Source organism: Nocardia iowensis, assembly GCF_019222765.1.
Lineage (GTDB): Bacteria > Actinomycetota > Actinomycetes > Mycobacteriales > Mycobacteriaceae > Nocardia > Nocardia iowensis.
This window is the reverse complement of the sequence record NZ_CP078145.1, coordinates 3,770,560-3,792,972: the sequence shown is the minus strand read 5'-3', so window position 1 is coordinate 3,792,972 and position 22,413 is coordinate 3,770,560. Positions and strand designations below refer to the sequence as shown.

18 protein-coding genes are annotated in these 22,413 nt (G+C 65.8%); 2 read left to right on the top strand and 16 right to left on the bottom strand.

All coding sequences use genetic code 11. The features are described 5' to 3' along the window. Positions 1-48 precede the first annotated feature (48 nt). Positions 49-1,107: an SPFH domain-containing protein gene (locus tag KV110_RS17485; RefSeq protein ID WP_218477326.1), complete on the top strand. Its 1,059-nt coding sequence runs from the start codon at positions 49-51 to the stop codon at positions 1,105-1,107. Positions 1,108-1,109: 2 nt separating this feature from the next. Here KV110_RS17485 and KV110_RS17480 read toward each other — a convergent pair whose 3' ends face one another. The 16 genes from KV110_RS17480 to KV110_RS41805 all read right to left on the bottom strand — a co-directional run bounded on the left by KV110_RS17480 (position 1,110) and on the right by KV110_RS41805 (position 21,351). Further along, positions 1,110-1,592, bottom strand: a complete 483-nt coding sequence (locus KV110_RS17480; protein WP_218477325.1) for a hypothetical protein — start codon at positions 1,590-1,592, stop codon at positions 1,110-1,112. 202 nt (positions 1,593-1,794) lie between these two features. Continuing rightward, positions 1,795-2,805 (bottom strand): discoidin domain-containing protein, encoded by a 1,011-nt coding sequence (locus tag KV110_RS17475; RefSeq protein ID WP_218477324.1) that lies wholly within the window; start codon positions 2,803-2,805, stop codon positions 1,795-1,797. A 76-nt stretch (positions 2,806-2,881) separates the two neighbouring features. Then, entirely contained in the window at positions 2,882-3,220 is a 339-nt protein-coding gene (locus KV110_RS17470; protein WP_246634603.1) for a helix-turn-helix domain-containing protein, read from the bottom strand. 50 nt (positions 3,221-3,270) lie between these two features. Continuing rightward, complete coding sequence (eccE, locus tag KV110_RS17465; protein ID WP_218477321.1) at positions 3,271-4,974, bottom strand: type VII secretion protein EccE; 1,704 nt, start codon at positions 4,972-4,974, stop codon at positions 3,271-3,273. Then, positions 4,971-6,332, bottom strand: coding sequence for a type VII secretion-associated serine protease mycosin (gene mycP / locus KV110_RS17460; protein WP_218477320.1), 1,362 nt, complete (start codon positions 6,330-6,332; stop codon positions 4,971-4,973). Before mycP ends, eccE begins: the two co-directional genes overlap by 4 nt. Then, positions 6,332-7,840, bottom strand: a complete 1,509-nt coding sequence (gene eccD, locus KV110_RS17455; protein WP_218477319.1) for a type VII secretion integral membrane protein EccD — start codon at positions 7,838-7,840, stop codon at positions 6,332-6,334. The genes mycP and eccD overlap by 1 nt, the downstream gene beginning before the upstream one ends. Continuing rightward, positions 7,837-8,802, bottom strand: coding sequence for a MinD/ParA family ATP-binding protein (locus KV110_RS17450; protein WP_246634602.1), 966 nt, complete (start codon positions 8,800-8,802; stop codon positions 7,837-7,839). The genes eccD and KV110_RS17450 overlap by 4 nt, the downstream gene beginning before the upstream one ends. A 519-nt stretch (positions 8,803-9,321) precedes the next feature. Further along, a complete protein-coding gene (locus tag KV110_RS17445) occupies positions 9,322-10,161 on the bottom strand; it encodes an ESX secretion-associated protein EspG (protein WP_218477317.1) in 840 nt (279 codons plus the stop codon). Positions 10,162-10,212: 51 nt separating this feature from the next. Next, positions 10,213-10,440, bottom strand: a complete 228-nt coding sequence (locus tag KV110_RS17440) for a hypothetical protein (protein WP_218477316.1) — start codon at positions 10,438-10,440, stop codon at positions 10,213-10,215. A gap of 97 nt (positions 10,441-10,537) precedes the next feature. Continuing rightward, positions 10,538-10,855: a WXG100 family type VII secretion target gene (locus tag KV110_RS17435; RefSeq protein WP_218477315.1), complete on the bottom strand. Its 318-nt coding sequence runs from the start codon at positions 10,853-10,855 to the stop codon at positions 10,538-10,540. Positions 10,856-10,914: 59 nt separating this feature from the next. Beyond that, on the bottom strand, positions 10,915-12,087 hold the full coding sequence (locus KV110_RS17430) for a PPE family protein (RefSeq protein ID WP_218477314.1): 1,173 nt from the start codon (positions 12,085-12,087) through the stop codon (positions 10,915-10,917). 9 nt (positions 12,088-12,096) lie between these two features. Then, complete coding sequence (locus tag KV110_RS17425) at positions 12,097-12,414, bottom strand: PE domain-containing protein (protein ID WP_218477313.1); 318 nt, start codon at positions 12,412-12,414, stop codon at positions 12,097-12,099. Positions 12,415-12,522: 108 nt separating this feature from the next. Beyond that, the gene (gene eccCa, locus KV110_RS17420; protein ID WP_218477312.1) at positions 12,523-16,530 is read right to left on the bottom strand and encodes a type VII secretion protein EccCa; all 4,008 of its coding nucleotides are present in this window, start codon (positions 16,528-16,530) and stop codon (positions 12,523-12,525) included. Next, positions 16,527-18,074 (bottom strand): type VII secretion protein EccB, encoded by a 1,548-nt coding sequence (gene eccB, locus KV110_RS17415; protein WP_218477311.1) that lies wholly within the window; start codon positions 18,072-18,074, stop codon positions 16,527-16,529. The genes eccCa and eccB overlap by 4 nt, the downstream gene beginning before the upstream one ends. Before the next feature lie 3 nt (positions 18,075-18,077). Beyond that, positions 18,078-19,838 (bottom strand): type VII secretion AAA-ATPase EccA, encoded by a 1,761-nt coding sequence (gene eccA, locus KV110_RS17410; RefSeq protein ID WP_218477310.1) that lies wholly within the window; start codon positions 19,836-19,838, stop codon positions 18,078-18,080. Positions 19,839-20,217: 379 nt separating this feature from the next. Next, the gene (locus KV110_RS41805; RefSeq protein ID WP_218477309.1) at positions 20,218-21,351 is read right to left on the bottom strand and encodes a hypothetical protein; all 1,134 of its coding nucleotides are present in this window, start codon (positions 21,349-21,351) and stop codon (positions 20,218-20,220) included. Positions 21,352-21,444: 93 nt separating this feature from the next. On the opposite strand from KV110_RS41805, the gene KV110_RS17400 reads away from it, so the two are divergent. Next, complete coding sequence (locus KV110_RS17400) at positions 21,445-22,392, top strand: C40 family peptidase (protein WP_218477308.1); 948 nt, start codon at positions 21,445-21,447, stop codon at positions 22,390-22,392. The last annotated feature ends 21 nt before the right edge of the window (positions 22,393-22,413 follow it).

Sequence of the window (22,413 nt, the reverse complement as noted above, 5' to 3'; positions counted from 1 at the left end):
CGCACCATTGAGTGCGCGAGTGTTCGTTGGAAGTCTGGTGGAGCGCGCATGGCATGGTTCGAACGGGAATTCATCGCGGTCCCCGACGATCGTAAGAACCAACTGGTCTACAAATGGCCGGATGTCAGCATTCGGCGCTATTCGCGCGCCATCGTCAACGCCGACGAGATCGCGCTGTTCGTCAAATCCGGACAGGTCGTCGCCACCCTCGGTGCGGGCAGGCATCGGATCGACGCAGATCAACTGCCGGTCCTCGGTGCACTGGTGGACACACTTACCGGCGGCAACTACTACCGCGCGGAGCTGTATTTCGTTGCCACAAGAGAAATTTCCGGAATCAAGTTCGGCGGACGGCTGACCGATATCGTCGACCCCGCCAGCCAGCAGGTGGTCACGCTGCGCGCGTTCGGCGAATTCGCGCTTACGGTACGGGACCCGGCGAGGCTGATCACCTCCCTGGTAGGCACCGCCGGCTTCACCGATCCGGCGCGGGTATCCGCATGGTGTGCGGAGATCCTCCTCAGATCGATGAAAGTTGCCGTCGCACAGAGTATTTCGCGCGGAGAATGGCCGGTAATAGGGGTCTCGGCGCACCTGCCAGAGATCGAGGCCGCCGTCCTGCGCCAGGCCAACGTCACGGTGTACGACTACGGGCTTCGCATCACCCGGATCGGTAACTTCGATATCACGCTCGCACCGGAGGACGCCGAGCGACTCAAGCGGTTGGCAAAGGATGTCACCTACATTCGGCTCGCAGGCGACTTCCAGCGGTACGCGGCAGGCGAACTCGCCCTCGGGGCCGCTGGACAGGGCGTCGGCAGCGGTAGCGGAACCGACAGCGGGGTCCTCGGCGGTGTGCTATTCGGCCTGAATATTGTCAACCAGCAACCACTCTGGCGACTCGACGGACAACCGCAGCCAGCGCAGACTGCTGCGTCGGCGGTGTGCTCGGCCTGTCGTACCACCAATCCGGTGGCGGCGCGATACTGCATGCACTGCGGCGACCGCCTGACGGCACCCCCGCGGCGCTGCCCCGGCTGCGCCAGCGAGCTCTCGGTTGCCGCCAAGTTCTGCGGTGCCTGTGGCGCAACGCTTTCCGCTGACTGACCTCACCATGGGACACCGCCGGTCAAGCCGGAACGGGCCACGAACGTCTGCGCACTGGATCGGCTGGCGAAGGTCCCGGTGTCGAGGTGCACTCCCGTGCGGGTGTTCGCATACCACACTGTGTTCGACGGTCCGATGGCCACGAAGACCGGGCCGCCGGAGACGATGGCGCCGGCCGCCGCCCGCCACCGATCGATGATCTCGGCGAGCCGATCGGACGGCGAGACCTGCACGTAGAACGTCAGATCCCGGCCGCCGGTCAGCCCACCCGCCAAGAGCAGATCGGCGGCGTGAACGACGCACCGATCAGCATCATCCGCATCGGTCAACCGCTGACAGGACGCTGCCGCACTCAGCTGCGGCGGCAGGGCCGCTAATGCGGAATTCTCGCCAGGCACCAGCGGTCGCAGTGGAAACGAGCGCGCGCCGACAACGAGGATTACCGCCATCGCCAGCACCAGCAAACCCGCAAGCGCCGTACGCAAGCGCCAATCATGGAGTGGACTCCAGACCGGCTGGCTCCCGCTTTCTCGGTCGTCGGGCGGTGGATCGGCAGGCACTCCATCTGCGGGCACGAGCGCGGCTTTCGCCTCGGCCTGCAACGGCGCTCCGCACTCGGCGCACTTGCCGTCGCGACCGCTGTTACGGTGCGCACAGTATGCGCAGATCCGCTCGGACATCACTGGATCAACGCCCGGTGATCACGATCGACGATATCGCGACGACATTCAACGCAGGTTCACCATTCGTTTCGAGGACGGTCAGAGTGATGCGCGAGGCCCGGATCGGGGGTGCGATCTTGGTGACCACCAAGGTCCGTTGATCCAGCGTCTGCTGGGTGTACGTGGTGGCGTCGGCATCGTCGAACTGATAGGAGATCCGGCTGACCGTCCGGAACTTACTCCACTGATCCTCGCCAGCCGGGCCGACGTGGTCCCAACCGGGAACGATGCCGATCGAGTCGATCTCGTACATGGCGCCCAAGTCGATCCGAAGGACTTGACCATCGACCCGGAAAGCCCGCGGACACGACCACGCGCGACCGGGCTGTCCAGCGAAGGCGTCCATCCCTGCAGTGCCCCCTGGCGGGCAACGCGACTCCGCAGCGCGGACCTTCAGCGGCTCACCAGCTATCTCGGCACCGCTCGGCACCGACGACGTCGGGACCGAGGGGGCCGGTGCGATGTCCGTCGGCGTGGCGATCACCACGTTCTGGCGCGGCTCGCCGCCACCTGCGACCAGGGCCAGGATGAGCAGCAGCGCGGCGACACCGGCGAGCGGGAGCGCAACCTTCGGCTTGCGCAGCTGGGTGAGCAGCCGCCTCAGATCCGTTCGCGCGGTGGACCCACCCGAGGTTGCCGGTGGAGTCGCCCCGACCTGCGACTCCACCGGCGCCGCCCGCTCGGTCAATGTCCCGGCGGACGGGGTTCGAAAGATCGGCGAGTCCGGGGCTGGAGGACCGTCGGGGTCGTGACCGTTCAGCAGCGAGCTGATCCGAGCACTCGCCCGCGACCCACCGGCCGGCCGCCGACGCAACGGCACCGACGCGCCGTTCAGCACCGGAGCACCGACCGACGCCGACTCCGGCTCACTTACGTGGAGATCGCGAGACGGCTCCAGCGCAGAAGCCGAAAGCAGAGCATCCAGCACCGCACGCCGATTCCGGAGAAAGACATCTCCCTGCTCCGCATCCGGCATGATGCGATCGTATCGGCACGTTTCGCGGGCCTATTCCCGCTGACGAGAACAGATTCCGGCCCGGCCGAGCGACTACTCAGCCCCGCTTCGCCTCGGTGACGAAATACTCCGGCGGCACATCGAACACCCGCGCCAGCGCGATGATCAGATCGAGCCGGGGGATCGCGTCACCATGGATGAGCCGATATAGACCGGACTGCGAAACCGGCACATCCGGATAGGCCAGCTCCAGATGCTGCGCGAGCGAGTACAGCGTCAGTCCCCGCGTCGTACCGTCTTCGGTCGACACGACCGACTTGTCGATCAACCCCGAGAGGCGGCTGGCGAAGATCGCCGCCGCAGCCTGCCTCGGGGTCAGTTCCTCCCGCTCGTTTTCGGGGACCTCGCTGCTCTCCGGCTGGGAGTCCGCTACCACGCTGCTAAACATTACCGCCCGCATGGTCGGTGCACACTCATCCAACGCCGTCATCCCACGCGTCGTCCGTCCGGGTGCGTTGCTGCGGTCCGGTCGGGTGTCGTGGTGATCGCGGCCGGGCCGTCGGCGGAACCCAGATACCGCGTCTCGCCGCGCGGCTCGATCAGCTCGACCCGCACCGTGCGCATCGGAATGCCGACATCGACGGCCGTAGCGCTGATCTGGTCGATCACCAGATCCGCGGCCGGGCGGTGAGGTCCGCCTGGTTCGCTCACCGTTACGGTGGTGTGCGCGCTCGATGCGCGCGCCGGAAGCTGATCGAATACCGCGATCGTCACCGACGAGTCCTCCTCACCCGGATCCGAACCTTCATGTTCGGCTATGACACGCAGCGACCGGGTATCGCCGACCGCGTCGACCAGCTGCCGCCAGCGCTGCGGGCGTGCAGTATGCACCTCGACGTCGGCGCCGACCACCGTCGCGCGCAACACGAGTTGCTGGACGAACGTCAGAGTTGCATGCACATCTATCGTGCGACGCCGCGGGTTGTAGCGGGCCGGATCGAACAGCGGTAGCGCCAGGGTGTGCCGCGGCTGGCCGCTGAGGGTGCCGAGAATTTGTCCGTTGGGTCCAATGCCAACGGTGAGGGCAGTGACGAGTTCGTCTGGTGCGATATCGGTCGGCGGGTCGAGGCTTGGTAGCGCACGTATGGAGGTCGCCGTTGGCAGCGATGCCAGCAGTGCCGTTGACTGTTTACCGCCGAGGGGCCGTAGATAGCCAGGCGGCTCCGTCACCGCGGCTCCGACATACCGCACGAGGGCACGCGGCCCGGTGGCCGAGTCGGTCAGGCTCACGACAAGCGTTGTGCGGCCCCCGTGCCAAACCCAGCAGTCATCGAGCCCGACATCGCCGAGCCGGGACCATTCCAGCTGGAAGGTGGTCACACATCGACCCGACGACGGCGATTCCAGATGGCCCCACTTCTCCCGGAGATCAGTGAGCTCGATACCGGCATGCAGTAGCCGCGTCGCCTCGTGCAGCGCCGACGCCGGGAGCGGATGTGCCGCGATCCCCTGTTCCCGCAATCGCCCGGCGATCCGATGCGCGGCGCTGGCCAGTGCCTTGGGCGCCACCACCGCGACAGAACCGCGCCGCTCAAGCACCATCCGGTTCCGCTCCTGGTCTAACCGCACCACCAGCCACGCCAGCCGGTCCCCGACCACCGGTTGGGATCCGATCAACTGGTCGTAGAGCATGCTGTAAGCACCGCCGGACCGCACCCGTTGGCCGGTGGCCACGATGTCGATGTCGACGGCAATGCCGAACTGGTCGAGCTGGGCAGACACCACATCCACTGGCACTGTGTCCTCGGTATACAGCGTTTTTTCTCCGATCACGGTCGGTAGGTCGAGGTCGGGAGCGAGCTGAATCATCGCGACCAGCACGGTGTCCCCATCGCGGATCCCGCACACGCCAGCGGCCACCGTCACATCTCGCGCGTCGAGCTGATCGGCGCGTTGGCGAGCGTGCACGGACCGACGGACCAGATACTCCACCGAATCGAGCATCCAGCGCGTCGCAGTCCGGCCGCGCCAACGCACCGCCGCCGCGGCAAGCAGCACACTGGCAACCACCGCGGAAACCCACAACGGAGTGCGGGCGGACAGACCTGCGAGCAGCAGACTGCCGCCGATCACCGCCGCCGCGAACGGGCCACGATCGATACCGACAGCCCAGGCGCTCGGCGCACTCATCCGTGCCTCCGGACTAGACCACCGCCACCGAAGACCCCGCCCAACCCGAGTAGCACAACGGTGAGCATGACCGTCGCCGCGACTATCGCCGGTCGCCGATCCCTTTGCCTCGGCGGTTCAGGTACGGCCAGTGGCGTCGACAGATACAGTCCACTCGGCGGTGCGGGCGGTATGCGGTAGCTCAGCGCCGCGAGCGGGTCGACCAATCCCGCGCCTACCACGTTGTCGATCCCCCGGGCCGGAGCATGCGCCGACGCCAGCAGCCGTGCGCTGATCTCCGACGGCGTTTCGCCCGGAAATCGCGAACGCAGCAGCGTCGCGATCCCCGCGACGTAGGCGGCCGCGAATGAAGAGCCGCCCACCGGCACCAGCTTGCCGGGCGCGCCGACACCGTTGATCAGACCTCCACCGCCGGGACCGAGGGATTCGATCCCGGTGCCGGGCGCGGCAAGCGCCACCCACGGGCCGGTCAGTGACTCCGGCATCGGCGTTCCGTCCGCAGTGGTGAATCCCACCGTCAGCACCGCCGGCGCGAACCAGCCGGGCGCCGAAATGGTTTTCACATCACGCCAATTCCTCGAATCAGTCGGCCGTGCCGGATCAATGCCCGGATTCTGCGCGCACTCCGAGTTTCCGGCGCTGCCTGCTCCGGCGATCAACAGTGCGCCACGGACATGCACGGCATACCCGATGGCGGCCGACAGCATCGACTGGTCGACCTGCAGGTCGGCCGGTACGCAGACCGCCAGCGGCACCGCGATCACTCCGGCACCCATATTGGCCGCGTGTGTGATGGCACGCGCCATGGTCCTGATCTCGACGGCCGCCTGCTCGCCAGGGTCACGGACGGTGGGCCGCTCGGCGCTGAATGCACCGGACCGCACCCGGATCGAGATGATCCCGGCGTCCGGGGCAACCCCGGTGAAGCCGTCGGCCGGATCGGCGGCGCCCGCGATGATTCCGGCGACCAGCGTGCCATGCGCATCGCAATCAGCCAGGCCGTCTCCTCCTGCCAAGACATAGTCTCCGCCACCGACCAGATTGGGCAGCCGCTGATGGGGGTGAACGCCGGTATCGATGATGGCGACGGTGACGCCGGCGCCCCGGCTCAGCGCCCTAGCCTGGCCCAGATTCAACGCGAGATCGGGCGGCGGCACCCTGGACAGGTCGCTGTCCGGCAGTACGCCAGCCGCCAGGCATGCCTTGTCCTGCTTGGTCGCGAACTCCGGTCCCGGCGGCTCGTCCGGCGGCGGCGGGCCGACAACCACCTCGGGCGGCTCGAGCGCGGCTACGGGCGCAGCGCCGAGGCACAACAGCAGTCCGGCGGCCGCCGTCGCTACCGCACGGCCGAACGTCATCAGATCCCCCGCATCGCGGTGTAGACGCCCATGATCCAGAACGCGATCACCGGAACGACGACCAGCAGGGCGTACTCGAACAGATCGATGGCGCGGCGGGTCACCGGCGACAATCGCTTATCCGGCAAGCGCATCGCGCCGACGCAGCCCGCGATCGCCAATCCGGCGAGCACCAGGACCACCGTGGTGCGGGCGAGCCCGGTCTCGTAGGCGCCGACCAGCACGACGGCGATCCCGCAGATCGTGGCGGCCGAGGCGGTGATCAGTGCGATCGCCTGCACCCGGTCCGGATGCCACCGCGCCCGCATGAGCAGGATGCCTGCCACCGCCGCCGCCATGATGATCTCCCGGATACCGCCCGGGCTCGCCGCGGCCGCAACGACCGTGGCCAGTGCCAGCGCGGTTGCGATTGCAATGATCAAGCCGCGTAGACCGGACACCGCAAGCCGGGCCCGGCGCTCGATGCTGAGCGCGGCTCGCTCGCGGTTCGCCTCGTCTGCTTGGTTGTCCCGGTCGTCGTCGGGACGCGCGGATTCTGCCTCGAAGATGTCGTTCAGCGTCGCGGGCGCGACGTCGGTTCCGGGGTCCGGCAGATCCGGAGGCCGGATCCAGGCGAGGACCATTGCCAGCCGCGGCGCCACCGTCAAGAGGATCAGCGTGACGAGCACCGCACCGCCCGCCACCTTGTGCACCGGGAGGGTAGCGACGGTCGAGGGCAACATCGCGGCTGTCATCAGCAGCCCGGACATCGCCGCGGCCAGCAATGGGGCGAGACCGACCCCGGTCAGCCGGATCATGGACACCGATGCGACGACGATGAACGTCCCTCCTGCCGCGATATTCGCCGCCCCGAACGGACCTGGTGCACCATAAGCGGTGGGCACGAGCATGGCGCCACCGGCGAACAGCAACGGCAGCGCCGCCAGCGCCAACGCCAGGCAGGCCCGGCCCGAGCGGTGGTTCCGGAACGCGGCGACGGCACCGCCCCAGCAACAGCCACCGAGCAGCAGCGCGGGCAGGGCACACCAGCCGACCGCGCCCGTATCGGTCCACACCCACGACAGCAGTGCCGCGACCAGAACCGCGGCGACGCCGAGCACGGCGAGACCGACGACCGCCGAGGTGTCGGCGTCGTACTCGGCGAACTCGCGTTCGTTGATCATGGCGAGCGCGTCGGTGATGTCCTCGACGACCGGCGTGAACACCTCCGAGGATTCGACCGGGCAAAGTGCTAGCACCGTTCCGTCGGCGACGTCGTGATCGGCAAGGCTGCGCCAGCGCGGTATCGGCAGTTCACCAGGCCGCGCCAGACTCCACTGACCGGTCGGCGGGGTGAAGTCGACGGTCTCGTCCGCGATGGCGGTAGCCAGCACCCCGACCAGGTCCTCGATAAAGGTTTCGATGGTGAACTTAGTCGGGACCACCACGTCGACCTGGTACGCGGCCACCATCACCGCGATCCGTGCCCGTTCGACCTCCGCCGTGGGCGGCGCAGCCGAGGTGGTCATCGCCAACTCCCGCCCATATCGTGCGCGGCGCCGCCCGCGACAATGAAATCGGGGAACTCGTCGGCCAGGGTGGCAGCGAGATTTTCGAAGGCGATGCGGGTCGTCTTGCCCAGCAGCCGCAGATCGATAGCGCCGCCCTCGGCCAAGTGCGTATCGAAAGGCAGCACGCAGGTCGGCCGCTGCGCCGTGGCGAACAGATCCTCGATCGCGCCGACGTCGACGTTGGATTTGACGGGCTGATGCTGCACGATGGTGACGACCGAACGAGCGACCAGATGGTCGAACCCGTGCGCGCCGAGCCAATTAAGAGTGGCCACCGCGCCGGTTACCCCGCCCACCGTTGCCGGAGTGACGATCACCGCGGCGTTACTACAGTTCAGAACCTCGCGCGTCACGGAGTCGAGCACGCCAGTACCGCAATCAACGAGCAGCAGGCTGTAGTGGCGTCGCAGGATATCGGCTGCGGCAGCGAAGTCGCGTTCCGTTAGTGCAGTGGTGGACTCGGCGGTCCATGGCGAGGCAGCAACCGCCAGATCGGCGGAGTTGATCGAGAGATAGGACTGTACCGCCGAGAAAGATTCCCGTTCTCGCGCATAGGCCAGATCCCGCAGCGAGAGTCCGTACGGGTGTCGGCGGGTGCGAGTGGCGAGATCGCCGAAATGCGGACTCGCATCGACCGCGACCACCCGATCCGGACGGAGGTCCGCGAAGGTCGAACCGAGCGCGGCGACTGTAGTGGTACGGCCCACGCCGCCTTTCACGCTGACAACGGCGATCTGGTACTGAGTGACCAACTGGCGGCGTATCCGGTCGTGGCGCTCCTCGGCGCGCTGTTCGCTGGGCGACAGTCCGAGCCGGAACCCAAGTTTGTTGAGTGCGCCGCGCATACCGCTGCGGGAGCGCAGCGTCGCCTTATTGGCCACCGTGATGTCGGCGAACAGTTCCGGAGACGGAAGCGCCACAGCCGCGAACTCCGTACGTCGAGCCGGTTGCCGGGTTTGTTCCTGATCGGCGTGGAGCATAGCCTGCGACGGAGGCACAATTTTGGTCTCGGCCTCGGAGTTCGCCTCCGTTTCAACTTCGCGTCGCCAGCGATGTCTGCGCACCGTCGCCTCCGACGACCGCGGTGCCGAGGCGCTCTGCGGCGTCGACATCGGGGAACTCGCCGAAGGGGATACCCGAGCGCTAGGCGCAGCCGGAATATTCGGTGACTCCGGCGGTTCCGGCGACTCCGCCATCATCGACCTAGCCTGCGCAGTTTCGGTCGGCTCGTGATCCAACGGCTGGAACGGCTTGTCGGGTTCCATCTCCCCATTGCTCAAAAAGGTCTGCATTTCCGCTTCGACTGGGGGACCGCCCTGATAGGTGTCCGCAGAGAAGAATGTGTCGTACCCGACGTGCGCCGACACGGCCCCTGCGGTTCCTTCGTTCGTCGGTACTTTCTCCACCTCTGCCGTCCTTTCGCATTACCGGAGCTAGGTTCAATCGGTCCGCACGGTGTCGAACCAGCTACGGCCGGGCAACAATTCGAGCAGCGAGCCAATGCTCGCGTGCACTGCGGCGCCGTCACCCGGGGCGTAGGTTGACCAGATCCGCCCGTCCACCGCCCGGCTCGGTGTCACGAGGATCCGACCCGAGAGTGTGTCGAGCACGCTCACGCACACCTCGGTCTGTGTGGAACCGCCGTCGCGGTGTTCGACCATCAGCACCTCCGCGCGCCGCACCACCTCGCCGAGCGCCCGGGTGAGCACTGCGGCGGTGTGCGCTCCGGCCCCCAGCTCTCGCAGCACCTGCCGTCGCTCGTCTGGCTCGGAGGGAACGTCGGTGAATTGCTGCAGGGTCGCGCTCATCGGTTCGAAGCGCAATGGCTCGCGCGGACCGAGTGCGGCGGCCACCACTCCGGTGATAGGTGGCAGCTGCCGCCCTTCCACGAACACCGGCTGGATGACGACATGGTCGTCACACCGCAGAGCGAGCACATGCGTATCGTCGCGGCGCACCAGTGACATCCGCAGCATCGCCTGCGGCCCGCAGTCCACACCGGTGTCCACGATGCGTGCGACGAGTTCCATATCGGGCCGGTACAAACATTGCAGCCAGTGCCTGACCCGCGGGTGGACGCCGTCGTCATCGAGGATGCCCGCATGAGCGAGTTCCTCGACCATGACCGCGTGTACCCGTTCTTGATCCTCGACGCGAAAGACGTTGGGCAGCAACGCCAGCACCGCTGGGTACTCATCGATGCCCGCCAACGTCATGAGCGCGAGCGCAGCATCGACATTCAAGTCGATCACGACGGGATCGGCGTCTACGTGTGCCATACCAACCGATTCGCCAACCGTTCGGCCGAGAATCTCCCGGTTGCTTGCCGCTCAGACTGGGAAGTACGAGGCGGCCTGTTGATCGGTCTGATGCAGCGTGCCGCCTGTGCCGGAAGCCCCGCCGATTGCCTTGTTCAATTCTCCGAGGCGGAGCTTGTAGTTGTCGACCGAGGTAGCGAACCTGACCTGGAAGTCATGGTTGCTGGTACCTGCCGCACCCTTGAATACCTCCGCAACGAGGTTCACCAGAGATCGGCGCTCGCCCGCGTCGACTTCCATCTGTCCCAGGAGTGCTCTCGTAGAATCCACAAGTGCATCCACATGGTTGAAATTGTTATACATTGTTCTGCCTTGTCTGATTGTTGGAGTTTGCCGATTACTTGAAGTTGAGATCCAGTCCGGCGATCGTGCTGTTGGACTCCGCGTCTTGGCTTTCGATGACGGCACCAGCTTTCCGCAATGCGGTCGTTGCTTCATCCAGGGTTGCCTGCAAAGTCCTTCCTGCATTTATTGCATTCTGGAACTGCACCTGGATCGCGTTACCGGCTTGTGAGCCGCTTGCGGCCACCGCGAACTCCCCTTTGGTGCCCTCCAATTTTCCGATATGGGCCTGCATTACCTGCACGTGTGCGGCGAACTTATCGGCGAAGCTCTGCAGCTCCGCCGGAGAGCCCGAGTACTCCGGGTTTCCCATTGGTCTTTCCTTCCATTGAGGATTTAGGTTCCGCCCTGGTGCATTCCACCGGGGACGTTCTAGTGGGGCTGCTCGTCGTCGACGTACTCGATGACGCCGACCACAACCGATTTCTCGAGCGCCGGAACATCCGTAGCTCTATTCGGATCGAATAGCGTGGTGCTGTCACCGTTTTCGTCGCGGCGGTGACGTATGCGAGCACCGGATGCGGTCGCGCTACGTGGCGGGACACTCTGTGCCACAGGCGCGGCTGCCGCGGCACCGGGTGCCGGGCCGAACGCCGTGCCGGATCCAGCAGGCCAGTTCGACGGCAGCCGGTATCCAGTCGACGCTCCCGATAGCGCACCGAGACCCCCGTTGGTCATGCCGATCGCCACCATGCTGCCCATGCCGCCCTGGAGGCCGGCGAGCGTCGGCGAGGTCGGCGAAGTCCCGAAGAATCCCAGAGGCTCTGCGCCAGTTCCGGCGGAACCAGCCAGATCGTCGTAAGGATCCTGCGGTAAAACCGACTCGGTGATAGGCAGTTCCTCCTGAACCAGATCGGGCGTCACCGCCGCAGGGTCGGGTGTCGAACCGCTCGCGTCAGCCGGGTTTCCTGTGCTTACTCCCGGGTCAACGGGCGCAGCATCGTTCGGTACGCCGCCGCCTTCGACCGGACTGAATTCCTTCAGCAGCATCGACGGCTCCATAGCTGTTGGAGCGCCAATAGTGATGGACGGCGCGACGGTCGGGCTCGGCATCGCGGTGATATTGCCCAATGTCTGTCCCAGGTACCCGTACATGGAGCCGGCCGCAGCCGCCCACATACTCATGTACACGGCCTCGTTTGCTGCAATAGGCGCCGTGTTCTGCCCCATCGTGTTGGTGGCGACCAATGCGGCGCTGGCCATCCGGTTGGCCAGGATCAACGGCAGCGGAGGCATCGTTGCCTGCGCCGCAGAAACCGCGCTGGCCTGCGCGGTGCCTTTCGCGGCCATCACGTTGTACAACGCGGCCTGCTGGAACAGCCATGTCGAATGCTTCAGGTATGCCTGCTGCGCTTTGGCGGCTGTCGGCCCACGCCACGTCGCCATCAATTCCTGTACGTGGCTTTGCGCACCGATCGCAGCCGCTGTCAATCCGTCGGCTACGCTCTTATATGCCGCAGCGGCCCCCAACATCGGCATCGGACCCGGGCCGGTGAACAATCGCATCGAATTGACTTCCGGCGGTAGTGCCCAGAACCAGAACACGGTCCGGCCCTAACCGAGAACCATCACGGGATTCGCAGAGACCAGCGCACTACCGGAAGCGTCAGCGGCACCGTATCCAGCACCGACCGGACCGAGCACCTCCGCCCCGCACACGCCTTTCACATAAGCATCATTCGTGGCTTGCGAAAAGTGAGCGGCACAATCGGCGAAAGCCGCCGCGGCCATCTGGCTGACTTCGTCCAACGCAGCCGGAACCGGGACCATCGGCCCGGCCGCTCCGACAATGGCGCCCATCAAGGCAGCTTGCTCCATGGAGAGCTGCGCGCTGGTAATTGGAAATTGCTCAGGACGAGCTTCGAGAAACATCGACTTACTCCCTGCCGACTCTGTACCGACCCCGACTTGATCGGTACCAAGAAAAACGTTAAGTCATTCCCAAGCGTGGGAGTACTTACGTACCAACTGGTCCCCGCCTCACACCCGTGGCGGCATCCACGCAGTCTGGACAAGATCCTTGCGACCGTGCAGCGGCTCAACGAAGATGCCCCGACCCGCGGGTTGCGGTGCGGCCTTGACATCGCCGACCAGTATGCCGTCGAGTTTGGACCCGTCCATGATCAGACCCGACGAGTTCAGGTTCTTCATCTGGCCGATCACGTTGTCGTACATAGCCGAATCGGCCTGGGCGATATTGCGGGCTGCGATGATATGGAGTCCGGTGTCGCGAGCGTCGACGATGACATCCTTGAGCGGCTCCAGCGGATTCAGCTGACCACGCTGCGCCACCATGTGATAGTCGTCGATGACCACGAAGATCTCCGGACCAGTCCACCACGAGCGCTCACGTAGCTGCCGAACTGTCACCCCCTGTGGTGGGCGCCTGGTGCGCATCTTGGCGACGAACGCCGGCAGCGCATCGGCAAGCTCGCGCTCGCTGGTCAGATATCCGATCAGCATGTCGTCCGGCACGGCGTCCAGATGTCTGCGGCGGTAATCGACCAACAACACCCTGGCCTGCTCGACGTCGAACTGGGTGTGGATCGAGTCCAGCAACGCGGCGAGTACTGTCGACTTTCCGCACCCCGTGGACCCGAGCACGATCAGATGCGTCGAGACGTTGAAATCGACGGCAGCGGGACCGAGATCGGATTCACGGATCCCGAACGGAACCACCAAGCGCTCGGCCAGATTCGTCGGTGCGGGCAGACCAGCGCGAATGTCGGCCAACTCGATCTGAGCGGGCAACAGTTTCACATCCGGGACCTTGTGATCGGGGAACTGCTGGTTGAGTTGATCGACAAGGGCAGCGAGACCCTCCGCCGACGACTGCGGGTCGCTCACACCGTCGGCTCGCGGCAACCCGGCCATCATGTGCAGCAAATCGGCGGAGATACAACGCCCGGGCCGGTTGGGCGGTACCGCACTGACCAGCGTGCGGTGACTGGTGAAGACAGTGTCGCTGAGATCGCCGAGCCGCAGCTCGATGCGGGTCTGCAGCATGTCCTTGATCGCCGGCCGGATCATCGCCCAGCGGGAGCTCCCGATCACCAGGTGCACACCGTAGTTCAGCCCTTGGACGGCGATCGCCTCCATGACCGACAGGTACTCGTCGAAGTACGGCCCGGTGGTGGCGAATCCGATATCCCAGCCATCGATGACCAGGAACACGTCGCCGTGCCCGTCACGGGTTGTCAACTTTCGATCACAGGCATCGCGTAAACGGCGGAACTTCCGCATCGTATCGATGCCTAGTTCGGTGAACAGCGCCTGCCGATCGGCGATCAGTTTGGTGATCAATGCGATGGTACGGCGGATTCGGTCACCGTCGCGCACCGTGGCCACCGAACCGACGTGCGGGACGTTCCGCAGGGAGGCGAGGGCGCTGCCGGAGAAGTCGATACAGTAGAACTGGACTTGCTCGGGAGTGTGGGTGAGCGCCGCCGACATGATCAGCGTCTGCAGCGCGGTCGATTTCCCGGACTGAGGTCCGCCGACGACGGCGACGTGTCCACCTGCACCGGAGAGATCGATCGACCACACATCCTGGCGCTGTAGCCGCGGCCTATCGATCAGAGCGACCGGTATTTGTAGCGACCCCGGCCGCACCGCGGGCACCAGCGCATCCAACGTTGGCGGAATGCCCAACGGAGGCAACCACATCCGGTGCGCTGGAGACCCGTGACCGGCAAGCTGTTGCAGCACGACCTCCATCACACTGATCATCTCGCCCTCGGCACTGTCGGCCACGTCGGGCTCCGGGTGCGCGTCGAGTACTGGCGGTCGGGTCTCGGCGATGTGCGCGGCGGAGAACCACCGCGGCGGCCGATATCCCCCACCCTGCCTGCGCGCCCGGCTACTGGATGCCGCCACCAGCTGCGCCGGGGCCTTGTACGGCTCGCCCACATACGCGACGTTGAACCGCTGCAGATCACCGGAACCGACCCGCAGGTATCCAGACCCCGGCTTCTTGGGCAGATGGTAGGCATCGGCAGTGCCGATCGCATCACGGGAGTCGCTGGTCTGGTTGGTACGCAACGCGATTCGATACGACAGATGCGCCTCCAGCTCCCCCATCCGATGCGCGGGCACCTTCTGCGAGGAGAGCAACAGGTGGATGCGCAACGAGCGGCCGACCCGGCCGATTGCGACGAACAGCTTCGCGAAATCCGGATACTGCTCCAGCAGCTCAGCGAACTCGTCGAGGATGATGAACAAAGTTGGGAGCGGCCGGAGATCCGCGCCTTGCTCACGGGCGCGCTCGTAATCGGCCACGTTCGCGAAATTTCCCGCGTCCCGCAGGATCCGCTGGCGCCGCGCGATCTCGCCGTTGATCACATCCTCCATGCGGGTGACGAGGTCGGCCTCTTCTTCCATGTTGGTGACGACCGCGGTGACGTGCGAGAGCCGGTCGAACCCGAGAAAGGTCGCGCCGCCTTTGAAGTCGACCAGTAGCAAGTTGAGCGTGTCCGGAGAATGCGTAACCACCGCCGAAAGCACCAGCGTGCGAAGGAACTCTGACTTTCCGGACCCGGTCGCCCCGATGCACATGCCATGGGGGCCCATGCCCTCCTCGGCCGATTCCTTGATGTCGAGGTAGACCACTGACCCAGCCGGGTCGTGCCCGAACGGGATGCTCAGCCGCGATCTGTCGGTGTCGCGCCGCCGCGGCCATTGCCGTTCGATTCGAATCGCACCCGGATCGGCGATCCCGAGCATCTCCTGCCACGAGGTGCCGCCGACCTGTTCCGCAGCGACCGCCTCGACCACCGTCGACAGCCGATAGGGCGAAATGTTGCGCGCCAGTGCGGTCATCGCAGGAAGTGACATCGAGTCGGCGATCCCGACCCGTCTGACGCCCCGCGAGGTTACCTCGTCCAGCTTACGGTCCGCGGTTACCGTGAATTTCAGCGCGCGGGGCAGGGTCTGCTCCACGGCGCCGAGCCGCAGCCAGGTGCAGCCGTCAATACCGGAAATGTCACGGTCGCTGGCCGGACCGCCGACATCGACGATCAGCAGAAAGTGCTTACGGTCCTGCGCCGGTTCGGAATTCGCCGAGAATGGCCCTCGATTGAGCCGGGCGAGCACCTTTGTGCGCAATTCGGCGACGCTGGTGTACACCATTCGGCTGGACCCAATCGCGTCGACGTCGATGGGATGCTGCGTGTGCGGCATCCACTTCAGCCAGGACCATTCCGGAGCGTCCGGATCAGCCAGCACCGCGGCTACCGCGACCTGGTCCGGTCCGTGCAGCACCGCGACTTCCGCGATCATCGCCCGCAACAGACCAAGCACCGCGGTGCGATCACCGTCGAATCCCACCTGCGGCGCCGACAGCAGATTGATCGCCACCGGCATGCCGCCTACCGTGGAATACGCCTTGGCGAAACGGGTCAGCTCGACCACGCCTACCGGATCGAGTTCGGAGGTCGGTGCGGCCTCGGGCACGATGACTCGCACCTGGTTGGCGATCCGCCCGCGCCCCACTCGAACCCGCAGGAATTGCGGGCTGGCCGCCTGCACCTCCCACATCCGCTTGCCACCGATCAAACGCCCTACCTCGGCCGGGCCCGGGTGGGTGTAGCGCAGATAAGTGTGCAATTCGTTCTCGGCGTCGTGCACGGTCTTCCGGTTGTCGGCAACGCTGCGCAAATAGTCCTTGCGTTCCTCGTTGACGCCCGCGGAACCCCCGCCACCGCTGCCCACCCCGGCCATGCCGCCGCCCATCATGCCGACCATCGACACCAACATCATCACCGGGAACAGCATCATCATGGGCGACGCGGCCATGCCGCTGCGCAGCATCAGCATGACCATGCCGACCATGGCCGCAACCATGACAACTGGCAGAATCATCCGGAATTTGGACATCGGCACCGGCCGGGGCAATTCGGTCGGCGGCTCCAGCCGCAGCTCCGTCACCGCAGGCGCTTTCGGACCACTCACCATCCGAGCGGGCCGCACGAACCGACGGGTGGTGGTCATGCCGGACCGCCGAGGCCGACGCCGGTCGTGTTCGGCGCGATGCCGTCGTGCTGGATACGCGCCGCCCCCTCCGACAAGCTGGGTCCCGGGGCGAACAGCGACACGACACTCCACGGCGCGGCCACCGGCGCGCGCAACCCCAAGGCCCGCAACGTCTGTTCGGCTCCGCGATCGGTGATCTCGATGCCGTACCGAACACCATTGTCGGCGATCCAGTAGAGCGACTCACGCAACGGCGACGCCGTATCCGTCCCGGTCACCTGTACCAAACGTCCGGTCGTTCGGGGCAAGTAGGCCGAGTCGGCCGTCTTGCCCCGCGAGGCAGGCGCGGTCACCAAATTCACCACACGGACTTGTTCCTCCTGCGTCAACGGCAGCCGCCTGCCGACCAACAGTGTGGTGGCCGCCGTCTGGTCGCTGCCCGACCGCGACCACCGATAGCAGGTCACTCCACTGCTCGACGGATTGACGAGCTCGATCGGCCGGGTGGGATACGCCGCCGTGCCTGGCCACCCACCGGGACGCAGATTGGCCGCGATCAGATCCGGTCCGACGTTCCTGCTGGTCACCGTGCCATGTGCGTCCGAGTTACGAATCATCGCTGCAAGCACGGAACTGATCTGCACCACTCCGGTTTTCGACACCAGGTAGTGTCCCGATGGCCGCTCCGCGTCATGCACCGCAAGCACCGAGCCCACCGGCACGGTGTACCCGGTGGTCAGAGTGACGGTCTCCCCTGCGCCGTCGACCTGCGGCACCCGGATCGGCGGCACCTCCGGGATCGCGCCGATCAGTCCCTTCGATGCAGCGAGCACCGGTGCGGTGGCGTCGATACCGAGGGCGAGCAGCACCGCCGTGTCGGCGAGATTGATCTCCCCGCGGACGACTCCACGCGCGCCGTCGCGGTACACAAGCCAGTTCGTCGTGCCGTCGCGGAGCAACCTGGCCTCGCCCACGTCCAGCTCGCGCGCCGCGCCGCTGTCGAGGGTGAGCGGACCACCGATCACGGTGGTGCGCAATGCGGAACGCGTGGAGCTCGGCAATCCGGTCTCCGGGTTCACCGGCGCGGCCGCCCCGGTCTGCGTGCTGTCGCACACTGTCCAGGTCGACTCCCGGTTGTCGGTGTCGACCATGCTGCCCGGCGCTCCCGGAATACCGACCCACGGTCCGCGCGGGTACTTTTCCAGCTCGGCGCGCGACACCTGCACCGGCTTGTCGGCTGCGCCGATGATGAGCCGGGCCGAGGTGAGATTCAATGCGGGATGCAGTCGTTCGCCGACCCGCACGTACAGCGCGCCGGTCTCCTTGTCCGCCACGATCCGCGAATTCCCGACAGTCTTGGCCGGTTTGAAGAAGGCAAGCACGGCCGCGCCCGCGATAATTACGCAGGCGAGCGCGACGCCGATGGTCAGCGCGGTGGAACGGCCTCGACCGGGGTCGTCGCGCATCGAGGTATCGCGGCGCACCAGTGCATGCTCGATTCGGCGCAGCAGGAAACGCCAGCCCGATACCTGGTGTTTGGTCACCACCCGGAAGCGCCGCATGACTCACCCCGATGTCGTCTGCGCCAACCCCGCGAGCGCCGCGGTAATATCAAAAGCGTCGATGGTCATTAGTTCCTCATCGGTCAGCAGCGATACGTCCGAATTGTCCTTGGTGACTCGATAGTCGCGTTCCGCCTCGGCCGCCTCGACAACGTTGCGCACGAACCGCCCGTTGCCTGCCAGGTCGATCAGCCGCCTGCCATGGCTCGACTGCTTGGCCAGTTCGTCGCATCTGTCCCGAAGAACTTCCCGCGCCTGTTCGGACAGGATCGAATCCTTCTTGCGGGCGATATGATCCGCAATACGTACCAATTCGTCGGTGTCGTAGCCGGGGAACCTTATCCGCTTGGTGAAGCGGGAGGACAACCCGTCATTGGAGCGGAGGAAGCGGTCGATCTCGTCCTCATAGCCTGCGATGATCACCACCAGCTTGTCCCGATCGTTCTCCATCCGGGCCAGCAGGGTGTCGACGGCCTCCTTTCCGAAGGCGTCTCCGCCGGACAATCCTTCCTGGATCAGGGTGTACGCCTCATCGACGAACAACACTCCGCCAAGCGCGGAGTCGACGAGCGCATTGGTCTTCGGCGCGGTGTGCCCCAGATGAGTACCCACCAAATCTTTGCGGGTCGCCTCGACCACCTCCGCGTTCTCCACCACACCCAAGCCGGCGAAGATCTTGGCGATCACCCTTGCGACAGTGGTCTTCCCGGTGCCCGGCGGACCGGAAAAGATGAGATGCTGCGCCTTCGCGTCCACCGCGAGACCGCGCCGGGCGCGCACCTGGTCCATCTGCACGCCTGACTTCAGCCGTTCCACTTGCTCTTTCACCGAGTCCATGCCGATCTGCGCGTTCAGTAGGTCAGAAGCCTCCGCCAGCAACAGTTGCCGCTCTTCGCGGGCGGATGATGCGAGCACCTCGGCCGGATCGTCACCGGACTTCGGATCCCACTCGTCGGTCCGAGAGGCGATGACCTCCGGGGTGGTGACCTCTAGCCGATAGTCTCGATCCCGCACCGCTCGCTGCCATTCAGGCCGCTCCTGCCACAGCGCCGAGCCCTGCAGCCCGGCGAGCACCTTGGTCCCAGCGTCGTGATCACCTGTGTGCCGCAGCACCATTCCCAGTAGAAAGTGCGCATCCGCCCAAATGTAGGAAAGGTTGCCCGACGATGCCTCCTCGACGATGCGCTGCGCGCGCGGCAGCGCTTCGCCGAAACGCCCCAGGTGCGCGAGGGATTGAGCGGCCATCAACTCGGCCGCGATATCGAGTAGGCCGTCCTCCAGCACCGGTTTCACGGACCTCTCGGCGATCACGTCCGGCCACCTCCCGGACCTGAAATACAGAGTCATCCGGACGAAATCGACCGTTTCGTCGCCACGCGTCTCGTCCAGAATCGCCGCGGCCTCACGCCATTCACCGGCCTCCGCGTAGGCGCAGGCCTGCGCGATCGCGATCTGATCGCGATCCGCCATCGGCAGCCGCAGCCCGTACATGCCGACCTCTGCCTGACACCACAGCGCACGATCAACCAGACCGGCACGCTGCTGATCTCGATAGAGGTTGTGCACCGAGCGATACGCCCCATAGATCACCTCGGCGGTTATCTCGCCCGCCATAGCACGACCCAACCAGGCGTCGCACATGTCCGGGTCCAGGTCCGTCGCCGCCTTGAACGCCGCCGCCGCATGCTCCTGATTCCGCACGCCTCCGGCGACGAGGCCCAAACATTGCACTCCCGTGTAGAACGCGTCCTCGGCCGCTGACACTCGGACTTCCTTCCGCCGACCTCGCTGCAACGAACACTAATCAACGGGCGTGGATGGAACACGCAGCCGATTCCCCACCCCTGGGAAGTACGCTGCCCCGAGTCGAGAGCATCCACGCCGATCACTCCTATTTGCCATTACTTAAGTGCAACCCATTGAACGGGCCGTTGATTGACGGTATGGTTGGTCGCGTGGTCGTCGATTCTCTACCCCTCGCGACGGCCCCCAATCCAGCGGTCGGCCGGCTGGCCGACTCAGCCGACCGACCGCTGCGGGCCTGCGGTCCGGGGTCGATCGAAACCCTGACCGCCAGGAATGAAGCCGCGCAGGCCACGGCGGTTCCGCTGCACGGAAGCCGCTGAGCCCAGCGCCTATTCGACTACGGCTGCTCCACAGGAACACCCGGCGCGGGCTCGCTCTCGTCCTCTGCTTTTGCCTTTTCGTCGCGCGGACTCGGGCCCGGCTGTCCCGCACCGGGTTTGCTCGGCGCGGCCACCACGGGCGGAGCCGTCGCAATCGCTGGCGGAGCAGGCGGTGCTGGGGGTGTCGACACCGCGGGCGGCGGGCGGGCAGGGACCGGGGCGGCGGGCGGCGGCCCCGCGGGGACGGGGACAGCGGCCACCGGATCATCCGGCGGCGGCGCATCGGCGGTCGGCGCAGCGGAGGGCTTCGGCTCCACCTGTTCCGCCTTTCGATCCTCCTCAGCTTTTCGATCCTCCTCGGCCTGCTTGTCTTCCGCATTCTTGTCCAGGAGTTCCGGAAGCATGGTGAGCAACGGCGCCGCCATCATCGGCAGCATCCCAACCATCGAAAGCAGCGAGTCGAGACCACCACCCCCGCCACCGGAACTCCCGCCCTGGCCAGAACCGGCCGAACCGTGCGCAATATCTTGATTCGCCTGCAGAACCACCGCCAGAATGTCGTAGACCTTCTCCGCCGCGGCCCCGATGTGGCGCAAGAGTTCCGATTCTTGGGCGGCAGTCGGCTTCGCGCTACCCACGGCCTCCAGTTTCTTGTTCAGTTCGACGACGACCGCCCGAATGGCACGGAAAGCACGTTCCTGCTGAGCACCTGCCACGACGGCGGACTTGGCGACTTCGCGATCCATCAGCGCCAGCAGACGTAACCGCTTCTGCACAATTGCTACCGCGTCTTTGTATTCGGTCGTAGTCTCGCCTGACCCGCTCGTGGGCGGCGCCTCCACAGGCTGGTCGTTGGCTGGCGGCGGTATGCACCCACCAGCACCGAGCAACTCGACGGCCCCCGAGATCGCCTGTTCCGCCTGGGCTATCACGCCCTTGAACGCCGGCGAAGCATTAGGCGGGCGCACCAGGTCAGTGTCGACGCAGAACCAGGACTGCCTCCGGCGGCCCGATGCGGAGCCCAAGAGTTGCTGTAGCCCTTCGGTGCTCGCGTCCGTCAAACTGAATGTCACAGCCGACACCGCCTCTCTGAAATGACCCTTACATTCTCCCGCCTTCCCGCCTCTGGAAAGAACCGACGAATTTTTCACGATTGGGAACAGGCACATCTTGGCAGCGGCGCGACAATAGGCCAGCTGAAACTTTCGGAGGTGATCGTCAATGAACGACGGTGAGTCGGTCCGATGTCAGCCGAGTTGACCGACGGCGTCCAGGGCGTGCTGCGCGCTCTGGTCGGCCTTTATGGGACAGGCAGTCCGGTAAGCGGGCAATCGCTGGCACTCAGTCGCGACGCCGTTGGCGAATTGCGCACACCCAATGGCTCGACGGCGGCCTTCTACGCCGAGGCCCGAGGCAACCACGCCGCAGTCGCCGAATCACAAACGGGCCGAGACGGTCTGGTGCACAAGCTCGTCGCCGGGGCGGCCGACGGGACTATGACCGGACGTAGCGCCCTCACCCGGCACATCGCCGATTTCCAGGATCGGCTTCGGGCACTTGCGGCCATACCGGACAGCCGCTTCAGCGGACCGGCGTTGCTCGACGCCGCCCGTATGGCTGTCGCGAACGCGACCAAGCAGGTCAACGCCGACTCCGAATCGGCGCGACAGCGTGCAGCCCAGATTATTCCGCCCGCGCCGGCGCGGGCACGCCGTCGCCCACCACGGCGGCTGCGGGGCCGCGGCCAACCGAGATCGATCTCAGGCGGCAAAGGCCGGCGCCCCCGCCGCGCCACACGTCCCTCGGATGGGACAGTCGGCGGCGAAGCAGTCCGCGCAGCAGAGAAAGAGCTCGGTACACCATACGTTTGGGGCGGCGGCGCCCTGATGGGGGCCTCACTCGGCGGCTTCGACTGTTCGGGACTGACTCGGTACGCAATCGCTCAGGCCACAAATGGTGAGGTAGTGCTGCCGCGCACGACTTATGAGCAGATACACAGTGGGGTCCGAGTGCACCCCCAGGATGCGCAGCCCGGCGACCTGGTTTTCCCTCGTGACTCGTTCAGTGCCCGTGGGCCCGAACACGTCCAGCTCGCGGCCGGCGGCGGGCGAGTCATCGAAGCGCCGTATACCGGGTCCTATGTCAAATATTCGGATATGCCCAGGAACGCCGTTGTGGTGCGGGTGCTGTAGAGGGGTGGCGCGTGGACCGCA